Origin of the sequence: Pseudomonas weihenstephanensis (assembly GCF_001043055.1) — a bacterium.
Classification (GTDB): Bacteria; Pseudomonadota; Gammaproteobacteria; order Pseudomonadales; family Pseudomonadaceae; genus Aquipseudomonas; species Aquipseudomonas weihenstephanensis.
The window spans coordinates 36,029-55,719 of sequence record NZ_JYLF01000002.1 but is presented as its reverse complement, the minus strand read 5'-3'; the positions used below and the strand labels follow the sequence as shown (position 1 = coordinate 55,719).

Below are 19,691 nucleotides of genomic sequence, written 5' to 3'. Positions count from 1 at the left end.
ATTGACTGGCTGATATAACCTGAGTGACCGTTAACTCACACTCGGTTCCCTTAGCCCTTACAACCGATCAAGCTCCGGCAGCTCAAGGGTTTCACGAAGTGCCTCGGCATCCAGTTCCTGCAAAGTACGATAAATCAAAGCCACAGCCTGTAACGTCTCTCGACTGATGCAATGGCCCAGCTCTTCGCGATACAACGTTCGGGCCAACCATACACATTGAACAACCGGAACATCCGCAGCCTTGGCTCTGACGATCATGTCACGCGCCTGAGCATCCGTGCCTTTGTCGATTAACACCGGCAATGGGGTGTGCGGAGGCCGGTAATACAGCGCTACAGCAAAATGGGTCGGGTTCACCAGCAGCATGTCCGCGTCCTCGAGCGGCGGCGGTTTGGCCGACTCTCCCTCTTGCGACATCTCTTGTGCCAGTGCCCTGCGCATCATTTTCACGTGAGGGTCGCCTTCCATATCTTTGTATTCCTTGACCACATCGACATAAGTCATGCGCATACGCTTTGCAAAAAAGTACCGTTGAAGCGATAAATCGATCATCGCCAGAACCAACAGCATCCCCAGACAAACGTGCAATAAATGCCGAAACAACACAATCAACGCATCGATGTAACCCGGTAAATCACCGTTGACCAAACCCACCAAGGCGCCCAGTGAAGGCCCTATTACCCGATAGAGCACAAAACTGATCAATACGGCTTTGAACAGCCCCATCAACATGTTCATCACCGACTGGGCCGAGAACATTTGCTTGGCCTGGTTAATCGGGTTGAGGCGATTGAAGTCCGGCTTGAGCGTTTCGGGGGCAAACAGAAAACCAAACTGAAACCAACTGCTGATCAGCTTCATCAAAATGGCGCCGCCCGTCATCAACAACGCCAAACCAAGAAACACCTGAGTGACCTCTGCCACTACCTCTTGTAGAGCACGGATAAAGGGCTGTCCGATCAGGGAAACAGGCAATACCAATAATTGTTGAAGGCGCTGCATGACCCCATGAGCCGTCATCATCGCCAGCTCACTCAACAACGCCAAAACCAGCAGTTTGCCGACATCCTGGCTCTGTGCCACTTGCCCTTTCTTGCGTTGATCCTTGAGCTTTTTTTGGCTCGCTTCATATTTTTTTTCGCCAGAGTCACTCATGAGCCGGGCACTGTGAACAACAACGTCAGTGAGTGTTTCAAGTCATCCAGCAGCCCCATACGTCCCACAATCAAATCCTGCAGCTGTGGTAAGTAAATAATCAAAAAACATAACCCGGCCAAACTCTTGGCTGGCATCGATAACACAAAAACCTGCAATTGCGGGCTGTAAAGACTTAGCAGGGCGATGGCGAACTCAACGATCAACAGCAACGCGATAAAAGGCGCTGCGTACAACACCATATGCGTGAAGGTATCTCCCAGCAGGGTTAAAAAAACTGCATACCCATCTGCTGCCAGGTTCGGAACCCACAGGGTCGGTGGCCAGATCAAATAACTGTCCCATAGCACCTGAGTCAGGCTGGTCAAACCCAGTGTCACAATCAGCAGAAAAATGCTCAATTCCTTAAACATATGTCCAATGGGCGTGGCATCCGGCCCCAGCGACGGGTTGAGTTGACCACCGATCAGCGCACCTCGTTGATTATCGAGCAAAGCGCCCACCGACTCGAACAGCCAGAAAGGCATGGACAGCAGCATGCCCAACAAAAAACCTAAAATCGCTTCTTTGAATACCAGGCCACAGAGTGCCAACAACGTGTAATCAAACCCCATCAAATGGTGATGAACCCCCGGGACGGGCATAAGGGCGACTGAAAAAACAATGACGTGACGCGGCATACCGCGCACATGCTGAAAGCAAAAGGCCGGAACCATGTAAAAACAGGGATACAAGCGCGCCATGGCAATGGCCATGCTGGGCAGGTATTCAAGAAAGGGGATGTGTGGCGTCATGACCGCTCCCTATCCGCGCGCCGAGCGCGAAACCATGTCGAACATGAGGTTAAGGAGTTGAATCATCTCGACCCCGATCCAGCGTCCCGTCAACGCCAACGTTATGCCCACAGCCACCAGTTTGATCCCGAACGGCAGGGTTTGATCCTGTATCTGCATCAATGCCTGGACCAGGGACGTCAAGACGCCCACCACCACAGCCACAATCAGCGGAGGCGCAGACAGCAGCACCACCAACAACATGCCTTGTTTGAAAAGCAGCGTAGGGTCCATAGGGCATCTCTCACAGGTACGAAAGAAAAAGACTGTCGAGCAGGCGCGTCCACCCCGATACCAACACAAACAGCAGTAGTTTGAGTGGCAGTGAAATGGTCATGGGTGAAACCATTTGCATACCCAACGCGAGCAACAGGTTTGACACAATCAAGTCGATGACAATGAACGGGATATAAATCAAAAAACCTATCTCGAACCCGGCCTGTAATTGCGAAAGTACAAAAGAGGGCACTAACAAAATCAGGTCATCACGTTGAACATGTTGCGCCATTTCGGGGGGCCACATGCGCTTGGCACTTTCCTGAAGATGAGTCAGCACATCCGGGTCCGTGTTGCGGTTCATAAAAGCCTGCAGCGGTTTTACCGCTTGCAATCCGCTTTCTTGAAGTGCTTTTACGCTGCTTAAATCAACCGGTGTCTCTTTGAGGTTTTGTGCAATTTCATACCCCACCGGAGCCATCACGAACAATGTTGCCGCGAGTGCAACGCCATACAGCGCCATGCTTGGAGGCACTTGCTGAACGCCAATGGCATTGCGGGTGATCATCAGCACAATACATATCTTCAAAAACGCTGTGCACACCACCAACAGCATGGGCATCAACGACAAACTGCCAAGAAACAGCGCCAGCAATAGGGGATCAACCCCTTGAACGGTCATCGCGAAAAAATGATGCGTGACAGTTGCAAGCCCAGGCGTCCATCCACCTCCACCAATTGCCCCTGACCAATCGGCCGATCCCCGTAATAAAGTCCCGCCATGCCGGGGCTATAACCTTCAATGTTCAATACCACGCCCGGCGCTAGCTGGCGCAGCTCACCCAGACTCAGCTTCAGTGCGCCGCACCTGACGCTCAACGCCAAGGGCAGGTTTTCAAGCGACTGGTCCTCATCCAGCACTCGTTGCGCCTGTGCATTTGCATTTGCATTTGCATTTGCATTTGCATTTGCATTTGCATTTGCATTTGCATTTGCATTTGCATCAACGTCCGTACTTGCAAAAAAAACATCATCCACAGCCACTTCCTCGATAGAACAAATGTTCAAGCACCTGCGTGCACCTTCATCGTCAATCATCACGTGCAGCCGAAGTTTCCCAACATTCAGTTGGCCAACGCCCTCAACGTCCAATTGCGTGCTCTCCAGCAACACAACGTCTCCCGGTTGAACGGAGCGCAGTTGCTCAACGGACAATTGCAACTGCCCCAAAATCACTGGAATCAGAAATGGAAAGCGATCAGCCACAGATGCTTTAAGGGGGTGCCAATGGCCGGACTCATACAGCGCCAGTAACGATTCAGGCGCCATCCTCAGCCGACTGACGCTACGCGCTTGCCCCAACGCAATGCTGGCCCGACATTCAAAAGTCTGCGGTTGTACGTCGCAAATCGGCCGCACATAGCCAAAAACGGAGACCAGTTGCGTACTCATGCGCTGCTCAAATAAAGCCCAAAACCATGAGCACGGATCATTCTCAGTATCAGCCAGCACCACAGGGCAATCGCCCATCAAACTCAGCAGAGGGCCCGCATCGCTGAATGTCATCACTCCACAACGCGTCTCTAATGAGAGCGACACGCCACACTCTGGAGCCCTCCCTGGCTCAAGCAATAATTCGCCCACCTCACCAGCGACCTCGAACGAAAAACGCAAGCCTCGCCCCAACCGGCGGTAAGCCTGGACAGTCAGGCTGTCCAGCACGGGAAGTTTGATCACCGGCGCGGTCACTGCACACGATCCCATATCAACAACACTCTGACCGATTGACCCAACGTGCGTGAAAGTCGCGCTTGGCAGTCCGGCTGCTGGCCGATAAGCCATTGATGGGTTGCTGATTGCTCGGCCTCCAACGAGAACGTCCACCCGGCATATTCATGGTGCGCGCGGACATTGATCCGCCCGCGCCGCGCCAGGCTGATCACAAATTGCATGGGTGTGCTGACGCCTCTCGTCCAGCGAGGTCCACAACGCTCACCGATGGCCTGAAGCAGATCGCACCCCGTACCAGCCCGCGTAAATGATTCACTGCAACCCCAACTTTTTTCAGTGCCCTGTTGAGCCACAAAGCGAGCGAACAGACTGCTGTCAGTCATCCGGGCAGACGCGGGATGAGCCTCAAACGACAGTGCTTGTACGCGTAAAGGGGTTAAGTCAAGCCGTTGGGTCATTCCTCCTCCTGCGCCAGCAACGCAGACAACTCGCGGAGTTTTTCAACTTGTCGCGAACAGATGCTCGATTGCAGTCGAGCCTGTTCAAGCTGTTCGTTCTCGCGTGCCTGTTGATCAAACAGTTCCTGCAAATGCACTTTTTGCTGAGTCGTTTGCGCCGACAATTTGCGTTCATCCTCATCCCAGCTCGTCAGGGCCTGGGGCGAAAGAACCTGTCCACGGTGACGATTCAGCAACTCATTGCATTGCCGGGTTTCAAGCCCTCGTACCTGCTCAACACGCTCGCGGGCCTGTTGGATGCGCCCGCTCAACACACGCTGCGCCATGTAAGCTCTTTGTAACTGCCGAGCGGCCCTGTCTGCGCGATGCTGACGCAGTTGCTGCAAAGCCTGTATTTCACACAAAAACATTTCAGGAGGGGACATAGGCAGTCAGCTCACTCAGTTGGTCCAGGGTTGCCAAAAACGGCGTAGGTTCACGCAGGTCCTGCCGTAAAAAAGCATCCACTTGATGTCGGCTCTCTACAGCCATATCAGTCAGCGCATCATTGCCTGCTTGGTACTCACCCAATTTGAGCATCAGCTCGATCTGCTGATGCGCTGACAGCAGTCGCCTTAAAGCCGTCATGTTTTGCACATGGCCCGGCTCGGCAACATTGCTCAGAATCCGCGACAAACTGGCCAGCACATCAATCGCCGGGTAGTGACCGCGCTCTGCCAATTTGCGCGACAACACAATGTGGCCGTCCAGCAGAGAGCGCACTTCATCCGCAACCGGGTCATTCATGGAGTCCTGCTCAATCAGCACGGTGTAAATCGCGGTAATCACCCCTTGTTGGGTCAGCCCTGCACGTTCAACCAAGCGCGGTAACAGGCTGTATACGGAGGGCGGCAAGCCCCCTCGCCCCAAAGGTTCGCCAGCCGCCAGGCCAATCTCACGCTGGGCACGGGCAAAGCGCGTCAACGAGTCAATCAACAATAAAACTCGCTGGCCTTTACGACGAAACCCCTCAGCCAGAGCCGTCGCCGTAAAGGCTGCGCGCGCACGCTCCATACTGGAGCGATCAGACGTTGCACACACCAGAACGGCTTTGGATCGCAACTCATCATCGAGTTCATGATCAAGAAACTCGCGCAATTCACGCCCACGCTCGCCGATCAACCCGAAGACGATGACATCGCAATCAACATTACGAGCGATCTCAGCCAGCAGAGTGGTTTTACCGCAGCCAGCGCCCGCAAAAAGCCCGATCCGCTGCCCTTCACCCAAGGTCAGCAGACCATCAATTGCGCGTATGCCTGTGGATAAGGCACGGTTGATACGGGGTCTTTCGGTGGGCAGCGGCGCTTCACACATCACAGGACCCGCGTCGGCGCTGGACGGTGTGGCAAATGCACCCCAGCCGCTGCCTGTGAGTGGGCGACCAAAGCCATCCAGCACCTGCCCCAATAAACTCTCTGCAACGCAAATATGATGAGCTCCGCCTAAGCGCTTAACCGCAGCCCCTACACAAATACCTTCCAGGCTTCCCAATGCACTGAGCATCGCGTCTTGTTGATCAAAACCAATAATCTCGGCCAGGATCCAGTTGTTATCAGCCGTCTGAACCTCACACAGATCGGAGATACGCGACTGCGGCAAGCGACATTGCAATAACGTGCCATTGACCCGCTGGATCCGGCCGCACACCGTCACCGGTGAAAAACGAGCCAGATAAGCCGACTGGCGTTGCTGCCAAGACTCAAGTCTTTCCTCAAAACCCTGACTCACCAGCTCACCTCATAGCGCTGGCGCCCTTCAAACAACAGACGATTATTTTCGATAACCGTCAGGCGCACCCCATCCACTTCGTCACCAAAAAACAGACGGCGCCCGTCCGCTAACACCACATGGGCCTTTGGGCCGCCAATGATTTGAACAATTTTGAAAGGCAACTCACGGCTAATGAGCTGAACCTTGTTATGGATGGTTATCGAGGTATCGAATTGAAGCTGAAATCGTTTGAGCATCCGCGAGACCAGTGCTAATTGCTCAACCTGAACGTCCCCCCTCAGAGTCACTTGATGGCTTGTGGACTCCAGAATGACGTGGGTACTCAGTTCACGGTCGTTCAGCATCGAAAGCAGTTGCCGATGAACGTCGATGGCCGTCTGGAGAACGCGTTTTTCATTCACGACAGGGGCAGGCACCTCCAAGGGTACGTCCTCATCGCGCGACAGAAAAAAAGAGCCGGCCATCACCAGTACTAGCGCTGCCAATGCGCCTGCTATTGGTTTCTTTGCTGCCTTTTTCGACGTTTCTTGCACTTTGCCAGTCAGGGTATCGCCAGGTTCAAAGGGCGAATGACTTGGCGCTTGCGGCCAACTGCTTTCGGCATGCGCAACGCAGAGACGAATGCCACCCAAGGAAAACTCAGCTCCTGGAACAAGGTTTGAGATGTACGCCAAGGTAGCGCCCGCATCGTCCTGCAAAAGGCCTTCTTGAGCTTGCAACGACCAGTGTTCGCCAGTGCGCTGCAACTGCGCATGTCGAACATGAACGCCAGGATCATATAAACCCAGATCAGCTTCTTCGCTGGCACCGATGCTCCAACACTCACCAAACAGAGGCAAAGCCGCACCCTGATGCAAGCCGCTGAGTACGCGTAGCTCGAATATCTCGCAAGACGTATCCATGCTGTACGTTAGAACGTTCAAAAATCCGCCTCGTGCTCGTCACTGTCGCCTTCAAAATCAAGACGACCCAATACTTTTACCTTTGCCGTGCCCATCAACTCAGCAAAGGACAAAACAGGTACATGGTTAAATTCATCGAACAACAAAGTCCGTATGGGGCTGCGTAAATCATGGGCAACCAACAGCACCCTTTGCTCACGCTGATAGGGTAAAAAAGCCTCTTTGAGCAAGTTGATCAGCTGTGCACTGGGACCGCTTTCCAGGGCCAGAAATACACCGGTTTGAGTCTGGCGGAGCGCTTCACGAAAAATATTTTCGGCGTTGGATGAAAACAGCCAGGCATGCAGCCCGTCGCTTTCACTGTACTGATGATAAATCTGCGATTTCAGAGCAATCCGCGCGTAGTCCGCAAGCGCATTGACCTCACGCTCATGCTGCCCATACTCATTCAGCGCTTCGATAATCAGACGCACAGCTCGCAGGGGTACACCTTCACTGGCCAAGCGTTGCAGTACGGCAGAAAAACGTGAGAGTGGCATGATGCGCTGCAACTCTTGAACCAACTCTGGCTGACTCTGCTCTAGCCAGGAGAGGATGGATTTACATTCTTGAATACCCAGAAACTGCGGCCCACTGATCATCATGGCCCGCTGCATGCGCACGACGATCAAGTCGTGCGCAGTGAACGGTTCGATCTCTTCACCAGCCAAGATCGGATCTTCCGGTTGCAGCCATAACCATTCCTGCTCATCCCGCTCTTCACTGCCTCGTGGAGCCTCAGGGCATAGGTCCAGATAGCGACTGCGCATCAGTGCGATCAACGGAGAAAAAGTCGCCTTGATCATCGGTACTTCGTGCACACAAAAGCGAAACTCATCATCGGCCAGCGAGGCGCTGTATTCGATCTCAAAGGGAGGGAGGGTTAAACCGATCGCAGTGACAATGCTGTTTCGAGCCTGGCGGATGGAATGAATCAGCTGAAGGGTGCGCTGTTCGTCCTGCTGCAGAGCTGAAAATTGCAGCACATAGGGGCGCGTAGGTGTAAAACTGCGCAGGTCCTCATCCCCATTCAACTCAGGGGTGGTCTGGGGCACAGACGCAGACTCGACTGACTCACCCTTAGTGCCGCGAAACCACAGGTAAAAACCCAGCGCAAAGGTGTTCAGTGCAATAAAAATGAACACCAGGGTCGGCATACCCGGGAGTACGGCAAAGGCCAGCATGCCTGCCGAAGCGATCATCCAGCTCTTGGGCTCACTGGTGATCTGCTGCCCTATTTGCGTACCAATGTTTGTTCTTTCTGAGTCATCATCAGGCGCAACACGGGTGATGATCATGCCTGCGGTCAATGCAATCAGCAGCGCCGGGATCTGCGCAATCAAGCCATCACCAATAGTTAATACCGAATACAGCGTAATGGCGTCCGCAGCGCTCATCCCGTGTTGAATAATCCCGGTGGAGAAACCACCCAGTATATTGATAACCACAATAATCAGTCCGGCAACCGCATCGCCTTTAACAAACTTCATGGCGCCATCCATCGCACCAAACAACTGACTTTCGCGGGACAGTTGTTCGCGTTTATAGCGAGCCTGTTTACCGTCTATTAAACCGCCTCTCAAATCGCTGTCGATGGACATCTGCTTACCGGGCATCGCATCCAGACTAAAACGCGCTGCCACTTCAGCGACTCGCTCCGATCCTTTAGTAATCACCAGAAAGTTCACCAGCGTGATGATCAAAAAAATCACCAACCCTACGGCAAGGTTCCCCCCCACTACAAAGTTACCAAACGCTTCCACAATGTCGCCCGCGTCTTGTTCCAACAAGATCAGGCGCGTGGTCGCAATCGACAGCGCCAGGCGAAACATAGTGGTTAACAGCAACAACGAGGGAAAGGAGGAAAAAGCCAACGGGTTCGGTAAATAGAACGCGAGCACAATTAACAAACAAGAAATACAAATATTGACCGCAATCAGAATATCAATCAGCCAGGTGGGAAGCGGGACAATAAAAATAAAGACAATCCCGAGCACGACCATCGCCCCCAGCACTTCCCCTCCCCCGGAGACTTTGGAGAGCACATTATTGAAGGTGCCAGCCCACGTCATTTAACGATGCTCGAGTACCCGAATGCCTGTGGTACAAGCCCTTCGGACTGAGTCAGCTCATCCATCAAGCCCATCAGAAAACGCAACGTATCCTGGCGGTTTCGCTGATCACACCATATGGCCAGCGGAAGACGCTGAATCAGTGGGTAGACACGATTGAGCATGAGCAAATGACTGTCAGGGTTGGTCGCGCCCAAATCACGACCCAACGATTGACTCTCGCGCAGGTCAATACCCTCGCTGGCATACCCCAGCAAACGTTGTAACAGCGAAACCGCAGCCAGTTCGATTGATTTTTCGTGCCTGGGCATTTGCTCAATAAATCGGCGACAACTGTTCAATACACTGCCTAATTGCCTGCAACTTTGCAGACCCAACATAACGGACCTTAACTTGTTGGTCGGCAACGATGGACGTTGCGCTGCCATATCGTCAGCCAGTGCCCGACTCATCATTTTTAACCCTACGCTGAACCCTTTGTCCCCAAACATTCCCAGCAGTGCCTGCATGATGATCGCCGGTGACTGGCGCCTTACCACATTGGCGTAATACAGCGTGCGAACTGCCTGGCGCAAAGAAGCATCATCACTGATAGTGCTCAGCCCACGCGCAATGTTCATCCCCGCTTGAACAGGCTCTGCGTGCTGCGTGTGCAGCTGATCCTGATAGCTGTGCGACAACGCAACATCAGCGTCATGACCTTCTGATTGTGCCCATGCAGTCACGTAACTCAGCACTACACTGGTCCGGGCCGGATCACCTCCGGTCAGTTCAATCAGACTGTCCAGGCTAGACCTGGACGACATCTCCTGACGGACCTGTCTGGCTACCTGGCTCAAGCTGGCCTGACCGGGATGGCCCAACTGCTCGTACAAAGCCATGAGTTGCTCGATGCCCTCAATTCTGCGCACTCGAATCTCAGCCCCCGAGGCACGCAACGTTCGCTGCGCCGTTTCTTTGCTGCTGCTCTCGGTCTTTTGACTAAAGAGCATGCCGACCTCTTCGGCAGAACTTTGCTGAGTGGCCTGAGGTACCGGCGGTCGAACGTTTGTCGCAGCGAGCAAAGAGCTCACTGCTCGCGAGGGGTCATGTCGCACGTCAACTTTCATAGCGTAATCGCCCATCAGAGAAGTTTCGATCCTCTGTGTGGCCAAGTACGCGTGAACAGTTCCTTATTAATGTGACTATTTTTTAAATTGAAAAAGTTGGCGCACGCGCACGCATGATTATGCAAATAACGGCACAAAAAAAACCGCGGCAATTATAAAACCACATATAAATCAACTTGATAAATCACTTCAGAAGATTGGCACACGCAGTGCTTAGGAGGTCTTTCTCGAAATTATTTCGAGGCCGCTTATCCTGAGGATGAATAATGAATCAGCGTAAAGATGTTTCACTCACCCGACCTGTAAACGCGCCGCAGAACGTGTTGGATTTATCACCCGAACTTCAACGAAAATTGAAGGCATTTATCCACAAACGTGTATTGAACCCCGAAGATGCTGACGATATTTTTCAATTAACCTGCCTTGAAGCATGGCGCGGTAAAGACCGATACAGTGGCCAGGCAACGATCAGTACGTGGGTGTGCGGTATTGCACAGAACTTGATCCGCAATCACTTTCGCCGCCTTTACGCAAAACCCATACATTGCGAATTTGATGAAGCGCTGTGCACGGACCTGGATAACGCTCAAGACTTGGGTGGGCAGTTCGAGATCAAGCAACGCCTTGAGCGCACCCTGATTGCCATTGACCACCTGCCCAAAGAGATGCGCAATACGCTCTATGCCTCTCTGGAAACCGGCGGTAATTACCGAGACACCGCGCTCGCCCTTGAAATCCCCATCGGCACGGTTCGCTCACGCATCTCTCGAGCGAGAGAGCAGCTCAAGATAGCCACCCACCGTTAAAGACGATTACCCGCGTGAAGGTACTGACTCACCACGGGACTGTTCTGCCAAGTCCCGTGGTTTTGAGTCAGACAATGGCCTCACGCTTTTTGCGAGCGTGGCAAGAAAATAGCCAATACACCCAACAGCGGCAGATACGAGCACAAGGTGTATACGTACTCGATGCCATGAATATCAGCCAAATGCCCGAGCAGCGCGGCACCAATCCCTCCAAAGCCAAACATCAGGCCGAAGAAAATACCTGCGATCATGCCCACATTGCCCGGCACCAGCTCTTGGGCATACACCACAATGGCCGAGAACGCCGAGGCCAGAATAAAACCGATGACCACACTCAGCACACTGGTCCAGAACAGATCGGCATACGGCAGCAGCAAGGTGAACGGCGCCACGCCCAGAATCGAGAACCAGATCACCGCCTTACGTCCAATACGGTCACCGATAGGCCCGCCAAAGAAGGTGCCCGCCGCCACAGCGCCCAAGAACAGAAACAAATACATTTGCGAGCTGGCGATCGACACACCGAACTTCTCAATCAGAAAGAACGTGTAGTAACTGGTCAGACTGGCCATGTAGAAGTATTTGGAGAACACCAACAGCCCAAGCACGACGAGTGCCGCCAATACCCGTTGTTTCGATAACCCGTGGGTCGCCTTTTGCCCGGACTTGAGCTTGAACAGGTTCAAGTGGCTGCGATACCAGCGGCTGATGGCATACAACAATCCGACCGCGAACAGCGCAAACAAGCCAAACCAGGCGACATTGCCCTGCCCGAACGGAATGATGATCGCGGCGGCCAACAACGGCCCGAAGGCAGAACCCGCATTGCCACCGACTTGAAAAGTGGACTGCGCAAAACCATAGCGCCCGCCTGAAGCCAGCCGCGCCACTCTGGAGGCCTCCGGGTGAAAGGTCGACGACCCGATGCCCACCAATGCTGCGGCCAGCAGAATCAAGGGGAAACTGCCCACCTGAGACAGCATCAAAATCCCGACCAGTGTGCACACCATGCCCGCAGGCAGCAGCAATGGGTTGGGGTGTCGATCCGTGTAATAACCCACCCACGGCTGCAACAGCGACGCGGTCATCTGGAAGGTCAGGGTAATCAGGCCGATCTGAGTGAAGGTCAGGTCATATTTAGCCTTGAGCATCGGATAGATCGAAGGCAGAACGGCTTGAATCAAATCGTTGATCAGATGCGCCAATGCGACTGCGCCGATGATGCGCAGCACTAACGGGCTGGTTTGAGCGGGTGACGAGGCTGTCGTTGTTTTTGTTTGAGCGTTGCTAAGGGCCATAAGCGTTTCCGTACATCAGGTGAATGCGCACTTGCAGGGGACGTCAATGTGCCACTTTTTAACAACATATTTCCATGCAAACGCTGGAAAACCTTAAGCGGTTGATAGAACAGCAAATTTTTTAAGATATTTGCTTGACACATGCCCCACTCGAGGGAATAATGCGCGCCATTGGCTACATAGCTCAGTTGGTTAGAGCATAGCATTCATAATGCTGGGGTCCGGGGTTCAAGTCCCTGTGTAGCCACCAATACTAAAAATGGCTTACCGCAAGGTAAGCCATTTTTTTATGCCTGTAGAAAATCAGCGCCTCTGAACCGCAGCCCGCGGGCTTTTAAGAATCGTCTGATTAAAGATCTGCCCCCCGATCGATAACCTGAACTGGCTAAACCTGCTCCTGACCGACTCCACGAAGAATGGGTTGGGCTCGAGCCTCATCTCCAGTTATCAGGATTATTACTATGAAGCGTACTGCTCTGCTCATCGCGATGACGGCATTCCCGGCGATCTCTTTCGCTGCCGCCAGCCAAAACACCATCACCTTCAAGGGCCAGGTGTCTGACCAGACGTGCCAGGTGTCGGTCAACGGTAACTCCGGTAGCCCAATCGTGGTTCTGCCCACCGTTGCTTCCAGCGACCTGGACACCGCCGGTAAATTCGCAGGCGAAACGCCGTTCACCATCGCGGTGACCGGTTGCACGGCACCGACCACTGGCGACCTGAACATCAAGACCACGTTCCTGGGCGCTGACGTGAACGCCGGCGGCAACCTGGGTAACACCGGCACCGCACAAAACGTCGCCATCCAACTGCTGGATGCTACCGGCGGCAACCCGATCGCGCTGAGCGGCATGACCTCGGTTTCCGGCCTGATCTTGAAAAAAGACGAGACCGCGACCAGCCACGACTTCGCTGCGCGCTACATCAGCACGGGCGCAGCAACGGCCGGTACCGTATCGGCTTCGGCTCAGTACGCCCTCGACTACCTGTAAGCGTAGCCCTCTGACCTGCCGCCTTCGCACCTCGCGAAGCGGCGGGTCCGCACCTCGATTGCCCTTATCTGATCCCCAGCATTTCGGAAGGAGTTGGTCATGACCTGCCTGAAACGCTTAGCCCTGTCCGTTGGTTTGCTGATCGGCGTCACCGTTGCCCAAAACGCACTGGCCAGTGTGGTCATGAGCGGCACACGGGTGATCTACCCCGCCAGCATTCGCGAAAAAGCCCTGCAACTCACCAGTCACGATGCGTATCCCAATCTGGTGCAGATCTGGGTGGACAAAGGCGACCCGGCGTCCACGCCGCAAACCGCTGATGCGCCGTTTATCGCCAGCCCACAGATTTTTCGGATGAACCCCAAGGCCGGGCAAATCGTGCGCCTGGTGTACACCGGTAAAGACTTGCCGCAAGACCGCGAGTCCGTGTTTTACATCAACTTCATGCAGATGCCAGCCCTCAAGGCCCACGACATGGACGCCAACAAGCTGATGCTCACCGTGAGCAGCCGGATGAAGGTGTTCTATCGCCCTGAAAGCATCGCTGGCAACCCGGAAGACATCACCAAATCGATGACATTCAAGCTGCAAGGCAGCGGTTCAAACCTGAGCGTGAGCGCCGAAAACAACAGCGGTTATCACGCGGTGATCCGTGAGGCCAACCTGCTGGTCGGCGGCAAACCGGTCAACGTGGCCAAAGCCGTGATGATCGCCCCCTACTCCAACGCTCAATGGCCGGTTAAAGGGGCCAACGCGGGCAACCAATTGCGCTTGACGCTGGTGAACGATTACGGCGCTGACGTCACCACTGACTTGCCGCTTCACTAGCCCTGAGAAAATGCACATGACCGTGACTCACTTCACCCCTTGCCGGATCCGCAACCGCGCCCCCCATAGCCGTTGGCTGTGGGCAATGCTGCTGGTGTCGTCGACGATCCTGTGCAGCGGATTGAGCGCGGGCACCGCCCAGGCCGAGACCGAAACCAGCAGCAGTAACGACGACTATCAGTTTGACGACAACATGATGTTTGGCGGCGGCTCGCTGTCGCGCTTTAACAAAATCAACGCCATCGACCCCGGCCATTACACCGTCGACCTGTACCTCAATGATCGTTTCGTCGAACGCGTGCCCGTGCAGTTTGTGGCCGTAGCCCAGGGCGATGTGCAACCGTGCTTGGCGCGCGAGTTGCTGGAAGGCGCAGGCGTGTTGGCCAGTGCCATTACCGACACGCAAGGCAGCGAATGCCAATTGCTCAGCGACACGGTAAAAGACGCCAGCAGCCATTTTGACTTCGCCCAACTGCGCCTCGACATCAGCATGCCGCAAAGCTTGATGCTGCACGTACCGCGCGGTTATGTCTCACCGCAAAACCTCGACGCGGGCAGCACCATCGGTTTTATCAACTACAGCGCCAACCAATACCACGTCAGTCGCAGCGGGAGTCACGCCCAAGACACCGACTCCAGCTATCTGGCGCTCAACAGCGGCCTGAACCTGGGCATGTGGCGCCTGCGCCAGCAAGCGTCCCTGCGCTACGACTCGCAACACGGCAGCGACTGGAATGCCACGCGCACTTACGTGCAACGCGCATTGCCAAGCCTGCGCAGCGAACTGACCGCGGGCGAAGGCTACACCTCAGGGCGCTTCTTCTCCGGGCTTGGCTTTCGCGGGGTGCAAATCACCTCAGACGAACGCATGTTGCCCGAGTCGGTACGTGGCTATGCGCCGACCGTACGCGGGATCGCCAAGACCAACGCCAAGGTCACCGTGCGCCAAAACGGCAATGACATTTACGAAGCCACCGTCGCGCCGGGGCCGTTTGAAATCAACGACCTCTACGCCACCAACTACAACGGCGACCTCGAAGTCTCGGTACAAGAAGCGGACGGCAGCATCAGCCGATTCAGCGTGCCGTTCTCGGCCGTACCCGAATCGCTGCGCCCCGGGACCTCGCGCTACAGCGCCGCCGTGGGCAAGACCAGTGACGTGGGCGATAACGACCTGTTCAGCGAGTTCACCTACCAGCGCGGCCTGACCAACACCGTCACCGCCAACACCGGTTTACGGGTGGCGGACGGTTATCAGGCGTTGGTATTGGGTGGCGTGTACGCCAACTGGCTGGGCGCGTTTGGCCTGGACGCTACCTACTCACGGGCCGACATGCCGCAAGAGGGCCTGGTCGATGGCTGGATGGCGCGCTTGTCGTACAGCCGCACCTTCGCACCGACCAACACCACCTTGTCGATTGCCGGCTACCGTTACTCCACCGCTGGTTATCGCGACCTGGGCGACGTGCTCGGCGTGCGTGAATCGTTGCGCAAAGGGGAAGAGTGGGACTCGGCCAGCTACCTGCAACGCTCGCGATTTGAAGTGTCGGTCAACCAAAGCCTGGCCGAGTACGGCTCCATTTACGTGTCCGGCTCGACTCAGGATTACCGCAACGGCCGTGAACGCGACACACAGCTGCAATTGGGCTATGCCAATACGCTGAAAAACTCGGTGAGCCTCAACCTGTCGGTCTCACGCCAGTCCACGGGGAGCTTCGAAAACACCCGTTACGGCGGCTTCGACGGTCACAACAACGGCAACAACGTCAACGGCGGCAGTTGGAACCCTTCTTCGCCCGGCTCGACTGAAACCGTCACCTTGCTCTCGGTGTCATTCCCGCTGGGCAGCCCGTCGAAGAACAACACGCCGACCTTGAGCAGCTCGGTCAGCCACAGCTCGACCTACGGCAATGTGTATCAAACCTCGTTGTCCGGCACAGCAGGCGCAGAACAAACCCTGAGCTACGGGATGGACGTGTCTCACGACGCCGAGCAAAAACAGAACACCTGGAGTGGCAACCTGCAAAAACGTTTGCCCAAGACCAGCCTCGCCCTCAGCGCCTCCAAGGGCGAAGACTACTGGCAAGCTTCCGGCAGCGCCCGCGGTGCCGTGGCGATTCACAGCGGTGGGGTAACCTTTGGACCGTATTTGGGTGACACCTTCGCCCTGGTGGAAGCCAAAGGCGCCAGCGGCGCAAAAATCATGAACAGCCAGGGCACGACCATTGATGACTCAGGCTACGCACTCGTGCCCGCGCTCACGCCGTACCGCTACAACACCGTGGCCATCACCCCGGAAGGCATGAACCAGAAAACCGAACTCGACGACGGTCAGCGCCGCATCGCGCCGTATGCCGGTGCTGCCGTCAAAATCCAGTTCAAAACCCGTAGCGGCAACGCCCTGCTGGTCAAGGCCCTGTTGGCCAATAATCAGGCCGTCCCTATGGGTGCGGACGTGCTCGACGAAAGTGGCAGCGTGATCGGTATGGTCGGTCAAGGCAGCCAGGCTTACTTGCGCAGCGAGAAGCCTGAAGGCGCATTGACCCTGCGCTGGGGTGATCGGCCGCAAGAGCAATGCGTTCTGCATTACGACGTGTCGGATCGCGATCTGGAGCAGCCATTGCTGCGCGTGACCAGCGAATGCCGTGCGCTCTGATTTCCCCTTTATTCACACCCTGAAAATCGAGGCCTTTTATGTTCACTCTACGCCCACGATTGAATCAGTTATTGCTACTGGCGCTGACTCTCGCCGCGCTGCCCGCTGCACACGCCACCTGTACCCGCGTCTACAACGGCATTAACGTGCTTGACCCTTACTCGGCGCAAATCAGCTTTGGCCGGGTCAACCTCACCAGCACCTACCTGCAACCGGTCGGGACGCCGCTGGGCACCACCATCGTCGACAGCGCCACCGCGACGGGGCTAAACAGCGAGACCGTGCTCTGGCAGTGCGACCTGGCGGACAAAGATGAGCTGTATGAAGTGTTTGCCACCAACGGCGACGACCGGGTGGGCGGCTACTGGGAAATCGGCAACGGTGCCGGTACATCCACCAATGACGGGTTGCCCGGCTACTACGCCACGTACTTTCCGTATGTCGGCCTCAAATTGACGCACCTCAATTCCGGCAAAGTGTTCACCCGCTATTGGCAGCAAAGCAAGATCACCCAATACGACGTGGTCGGCAACAAGCTGCAAATCAAACCCAAGCACCTGAGCATGGTGCAGGCCGACCTGGCGCGCGTGTCCAGCCTGCCACCCACATCCGGCAGCGGCAGTAACTACTGCGGCGGTCAAGCGGCGGCGAGCGGCAGCGGCAATTACAGCTACACCTGCACCCAGCCCAATGGCTATGTGCAATTTCAAGGTCCGGGCTACAAGTCTGACACCGTGGGCACTGACTCCAACACCAACTATTACTTTTGGGGCCAGTACAACGGTATTGGCTTTGGCATGCGCAGCGCCGCGTCGATCAGCTACACCGCCACCTGCGTGGCGCGCAACGTCACGCCGCTGGTGATGTTCATGCCCGTCACGGCTCAGGAACTGAATGACAACATGACCCGCGAAAGTGATTTCAGCATCGAGATTGAATGCAGCGATCAGGCGGTGTCCGGTGTTAATACCAACCAGACGGCAATGGGCGTGCAAGTGTCTGCCGCCGCGTATGCCAAGGCCGCGGAACTGGGGCTGCTGACCGGGTCCCAAGGCGTCACGCATCTGGTTTCCAACGGGTACGGCACAGACCCCTCCATTGCCACCGGGGTTGGCATTGCCTTGAGCAACAACGGCAAGCAAATGAACTTCCTGGGCACGGGGGTGGCGGGCGGCGGTAACGCGAGTGGCTGGTACCCGGTCAAAGACGGCGCCAGTGCCAATGGCAGCGCCGCCTCGGGCTACACCACCTATACCCAGACCCTCACCGCCATTCTCAAAACCCTGCCGGGGCGTAAAGCCACACCGGGCAAGGTGAATGCCACCGCTTACGTCCTCGTTAAGGTGCAGTAAACATGACTAAAAAAATAACACTCACCCTCACCCGGCTATTAATGCTCGCCCTGTTGTGCGTGTTCATTCTCCCCGCACAGGCAGGCGTCATGGCATCACGCACGCGGGTCATTTATGAAGAGGGGCAAAATCAGCACTCGCTGATGCTGGCCAATATCAATCCGTATCCGGTGGTGGTGCAAACCTGGGTCAACGACGGCGAAGACCAGCAGGCACCGGAAAAAAGCACCTCACCAATGATCGCCCTGCCGTCTGTGTTTCGTATGCAACCGGGGGCGGTGCAAGGCTTGCGCATTATTTATAACGGCGATCAATTGCCCAAAGACCGCGAGTCGGTATTTTGGCTCAACCTCTATGAGATTGCTCCCAAGTCCACCACCACGCCTGCACCGCAGGCAGCCGTAGCGCTGGCCATGAACACCCAGATGAAGATTTTTTACCGCCCTAAGAACTTGCCAAGTACGGCCGAAGACATGCCCAAGGTGCTGACGTTCACCCTGGAGCAACAAGGCGAGCAATGGGTGCTGGTGCTGCGTAACCCGACCCCTTATCACGCCTCGATGGCGTCTTTGCGCCTGGTCGACAACGACAAGCAGATGGCCGTGCCGCAAACCCTGGACATGATGGCGCCACCGTATGGCGAAAAGCGCTATCGCATGGCCCCTGGCAGCCAGATCAACCCCAAAGGACTGAAAGTGAGCTTTACCTGGGTGGATGACGGCGGTCACTTTCACACCGCCACCGCCCCTGTGCTCAATCCCTAAACCTGCGGCGGTTCAAATCAGGTTCATGCTGATGCAGAAGGTCAGCAAGGCGTGATCGTTTTCCACGTCCAGCTTGCGCATGGCTGAAACCTTCTGCGAACTCACGGTCTTCACACTGCGATTAAGCGAGTGAGCGATATCGCGCACGTTCATCCCCGATGCAAAGCGGCGCAACACCTCAAACTCCTTGACCGACAGGCTGGAAATCCGCGCCTGCACGGCATCTGAACGCTCCACGACACTGGCGGCTCCCTGGGCGGCCTTGCTGTGCCACTTCTCTCCGTTTGCCAGCGCGCTGAGCGCCAGCGGGATCTCATTAAGGTCGCCGTTTTTCAAAATAATCCCGCCGACCCCCAAGTCATACAGACGCGACAGAATCAAGTTGTTGGTGAGCATGGTCAGCACCAGGATCTTGACCTGCGCAAAATGCCGGATCAGGTACTCGATGAGCTTGACCCCGTCGCCATAGGTTTCATCCCCCGGCATGTTGTAATCGGTGACCACAATGTCTGGCTGCAAGCGTTGCAACTGCTCAATCAGCTCTGTGGGGGTCTGAGCCTGGCCCACGACTTCATAACACCCATCACGCTCGATCAGATCCCTAACGCCCATCAGCACGATCGGGTGGTCATCCGCTAATACGACTTTTATTTTTGGCACAGGTACATCCTGTCAAAAGAACGATCACTCTGTGACGCGCTCAATCG

The 19,691-nt window shown here is 55.4% G+C and carries 19 protein-coding genes and 1 tRNA gene; 7 read left to right on the top strand and 13 right to left on the bottom strand.

The window, feature by feature from the left end; translation table 11 throughout:
- Positions 1-57 precede the first annotated feature (57 nt).
- The 11 genes from sctU to sctW are packed head-to-tail and all read right to left on the bottom strand — an operon-like array spanning position 58 to position 10,288.
- Positions 58-1,155 (bottom strand): type III secretion system export apparatus subunit SctU, encoded by a 1,098-nt coding sequence (sctU, locus tag TU86_RS04395; RefSeq protein ID WP_048363089.1) that lies wholly within the window; start codon positions 1,153-1,155, stop codon positions 58-60.
- Positions 1,152-1,949, bottom strand: coding sequence for a type III secretion system export apparatus subunit SctT (gene sctT / locus TU86_RS04390; protein ID WP_048363088.1), 798 nt, complete (start codon positions 1,947-1,949; stop codon positions 1,152-1,154). Before sctT ends, sctU begins: the two co-directional genes overlap by 4 nt.
- A 9-nt stretch (positions 1,950-1,958) precedes the next feature.
- On the bottom strand, positions 1,959-2,222 hold the full coding sequence (gene sctS / locus TU86_RS04385; protein WP_048363087.1) for a type III secretion system export apparatus subunit SctS: 264 nt from the start codon (positions 2,220-2,222) through the stop codon (positions 1,959-1,961).
- 10 nt (positions 2,223-2,232) lie between these two features.
- Positions 2,233-2,886 carry a type III secretion system export apparatus subunit SctR gene (sctR, locus tag TU86_RS04380; protein ID WP_048363086.1) on the bottom strand — a complete coding sequence of 218 codons (654 nt, stop codon included), beginning with the start codon at positions 2,884-2,886 and terminating at the stop codon, positions 2,233-2,235.
- Positions 2,883-3,953: a FliM/FliN family flagellar motor switch protein gene (locus TU86_RS04375; protein ID WP_239658766.1), complete on the bottom strand. Its 1,071-nt coding sequence runs from the start codon at positions 3,951-3,953 to the stop codon at positions 2,883-2,885. The genes sctR and TU86_RS04375 overlap by 4 nt, the downstream gene beginning before the upstream one ends.
- Positions 3,950-4,393, bottom strand: coding sequence for a type III secretion system HrpP C-terminal domain-containing protein (locus TU86_RS04370; RefSeq protein WP_053075981.1), 444 nt, complete (start codon positions 4,391-4,393; stop codon positions 3,950-3,952). Before TU86_RS04370 ends, TU86_RS04375 begins: the two co-directional genes overlap by 4 nt.
- The gene (sctO, locus tag TU86_RS04365; protein ID WP_338053662.1) at positions 4,390-4,803 is read right to left on the bottom strand and encodes a type III secretion system stalk subunit SctO; all 414 of its coding nucleotides are present in this window, start codon (positions 4,801-4,803) and stop codon (positions 4,390-4,392) included. The genes TU86_RS04370 and sctO overlap by 4 nt, the downstream gene beginning before the upstream one ends.
- Before the next feature lies 1 nt (position 4,804).
- Entirely contained in the window at positions 4,805-6,163 is a 1,359-nt protein-coding gene (locus tag TU86_RS04360) for a FliI/YscN family ATPase (protein WP_048363083.1), read from the bottom strand.
- Positions 6,160-7,068, bottom strand: a complete 909-nt coding sequence (locus tag TU86_RS04355; protein WP_048363082.1) for an FHA domain-containing protein — start codon at positions 7,066-7,068, stop codon at positions 6,160-6,162. The genes TU86_RS04360 and TU86_RS04355 overlap by 4 nt, the downstream gene beginning before the upstream one ends.
- 17 nt (positions 7,069-7,085) lie before the next feature.
- Complete coding sequence (gene sctV / locus TU86_RS04350) at positions 7,086-9,179, bottom strand: type III secretion system export apparatus subunit SctV (protein ID WP_048363081.1); 2,094 nt, start codon at positions 9,177-9,179, stop codon at positions 7,086-7,088.
- Positions 9,176-10,288 (bottom strand): type III secretion system gatekeeper subunit SctW, encoded by a 1,113-nt coding sequence (gene sctW, locus TU86_RS04345; RefSeq protein ID WP_048363676.1) that lies wholly within the window; start codon positions 10,286-10,288, stop codon positions 9,176-9,178. The genes sctV and sctW overlap by 4 nt, the downstream gene beginning before the upstream one ends.
- Positions 10,289-10,554: 266 nt before the next feature.
- Between sctW and TU86_RS04340 the strand changes: the two genes are divergently transcribed.
- Complete coding sequence (locus tag TU86_RS04340) at positions 10,555-11,094, top strand: RNA polymerase sigma factor (protein ID WP_048363080.1); 540 nt, start codon at positions 10,555-10,557, stop codon at positions 11,092-11,094.
- Between the two features lie 80 nt (positions 11,095-11,174).
- On the opposite strand, the gene TU86_RS04335 is transcribed toward TU86_RS04340, so the two are convergent.
- On the bottom strand, positions 11,175-12,392 hold the full coding sequence (locus TU86_RS04335; protein ID WP_048363079.1) for an MFS transporter: 1,218 nt from the start codon (positions 12,390-12,392) through the stop codon (positions 11,175-11,177).
- 173 nt (positions 12,393-12,565) lie between these two features.
- On the opposite strand from TU86_RS04335, the gene TU86_RS04330 reads away from it, so the two are divergent.
- From TU86_RS04330 to TU86_RS04305, 6 genes are all read left to right on the top strand, one after another.
- A tRNA-Met gene (locus tag TU86_RS04330) sits at positions 12,566-12,642 on the top strand.
- 211 nt (positions 12,643-12,853) lie between these two features.
- Positions 12,854-13,384 carry a fimbrial protein gene (locus TU86_RS04325; protein ID WP_048363078.1) on the top strand — a complete coding sequence of 177 codons (531 nt, stop codon included), beginning with the start codon at positions 12,854-12,856 and terminating at the stop codon, positions 13,382-13,384.
- A 99-nt stretch (positions 13,385-13,483) separates the two neighbouring features.
- Positions 13,484-14,212, top strand: coding sequence for a fimbrial biogenesis chaperone (locus TU86_RS04320; protein WP_048363077.1), 729 nt, complete (start codon positions 13,484-13,486; stop codon positions 14,210-14,212).
- Positions 14,213-14,228: 16 nt separating this feature from the next.
- On the top strand, positions 14,229-16,868 hold the full coding sequence (locus TU86_RS04315; RefSeq protein ID WP_053075980.1) for a fimbria/pilus outer membrane usher protein: 2,640 nt from the start codon (positions 14,229-14,231) through the stop codon (positions 16,866-16,868).
- Positions 16,869-16,906: 38 nt separating this feature from the next.
- Complete coding sequence (locus TU86_RS04310; protein ID WP_048363075.1) at positions 16,907-18,220, top strand: fimbrial protein; 1,314 nt, start codon at positions 16,907-16,909, stop codon at positions 18,218-18,220.
- A 2-nt stretch (positions 18,221-18,222) separates the two neighbouring features.
- Positions 18,223-18,984: a fimbrial biogenesis chaperone gene (locus TU86_RS04305; protein WP_048363074.1), complete on the top strand. Its 762-nt coding sequence runs from the start codon at positions 18,223-18,225 to the stop codon at positions 18,982-18,984.
- Between the two features lie 12 nt (positions 18,985-18,996).
- Here the strand turns inward: TU86_RS04305 and TU86_RS04300 are convergent, their stop codons facing one another.
- Complete coding sequence (locus tag TU86_RS04300; protein WP_048363073.1) at positions 18,997-19,644, bottom strand: response regulator; 648 nt, start codon at positions 19,642-19,644, stop codon at positions 18,997-18,999.
- Positions 19,645-19,691 lie beyond the last annotated feature (47 nt).

Coding starts and splice junctions, on each gene's coding strand:
- sctO (WP_338053662.1), bottom strand. CDS start 4,803: ATGTTTTTGTGTGAAATACAGGCTTTGCAGCAACTGCGTCAGCATCGC.
- TU86_RS04310 (WP_048363075.1), top strand. CDS start 16,907: ATGTTCACTCTACGCCCACGATTGAATCAGTTATTGCTACTGGCGCTG.
- TU86_RS04340 (WP_048363080.1), top strand. CDS start 10,555: ATGAATCAGCGTAAAGATGTTTCACTCACCCGACCTGTAAACGCGCCG.
- TU86_RS04315 (WP_053075980.1), top strand. CDS start 14,229: ATGACCGTGACTCACTTCACCCCTTGCCGGATCCGCAACCGCGCCCCC.
- TU86_RS04325 (WP_048363078.1), top strand. CDS start 12,854: ATGAAGCGTACTGCTCTGCTCATCGCGATGACGGCATTCCCGGCGATC.
- TU86_RS04320 (WP_048363077.1), top strand. CDS start 13,484: ATGACCTGCCTGAAACGCTTAGCCCTGTCCGTTGGTTTGCTGATCGGC.
- TU86_RS04355 (WP_048363082.1), bottom strand. CDS start 7,068: ATGGATACGTCTTGCGAGATATTCGAGCTACGCGTACTCAGCGGCTTG.
- sctV (WP_048363081.1), bottom strand. CDS start 9,179: ATGACGTGGGCTGGCACCTTCAATAATGTGCTCTCCAAAGTCTCCGGG.
- TU86_RS04370 (WP_053075981.1), bottom strand. CDS start 4,393: ATGACCCAACGGCTTGACTTAACCCCTTTACGCGTACAAGCACTGTCG.
- sctT (WP_048363088.1), bottom strand. CDS start 1,949: ATGACGCCACACATCCCCTTTCTTGAATACCTGCCCAGCATGGCCATT.
- sctW (WP_048363676.1), bottom strand. CDS start 10,288: ATGAAAGTTGACGTGCGACATGACCCCTCGCGAGCAGTGAGCTCTTTG.
- sctR (WP_048363086.1), bottom strand. CDS start 2,886: ATGACCGTTCAAGGGGTTGATCCCCTATTGCTGGCGCTGTTTCTTGGC.
- sctU (WP_048363089.1), bottom strand. CDS start 1,155: ATGAGTGACTCTGGCGAAAAAAAATATGAAGCGAGCCAAAAAAAGCTC.
- TU86_RS04305 (WP_048363074.1), top strand. CDS start 18,223: ATGACTAAAAAAATAACACTCACCCTCACCCGGCTATTAATGCTCGCC.
- sctS (WP_048363087.1), bottom strand. CDS start 2,222: ATGGACCCTACGCTGCTTTTCAAACAAGGCATGTTGTTGGTGGTGCTG.
- TU86_RS04335 (WP_048363079.1), bottom strand. CDS start 12,392: ATGGCCCTTAGCAACGCTCAAACAAAAACAACGACAGCCTCGTCACCC.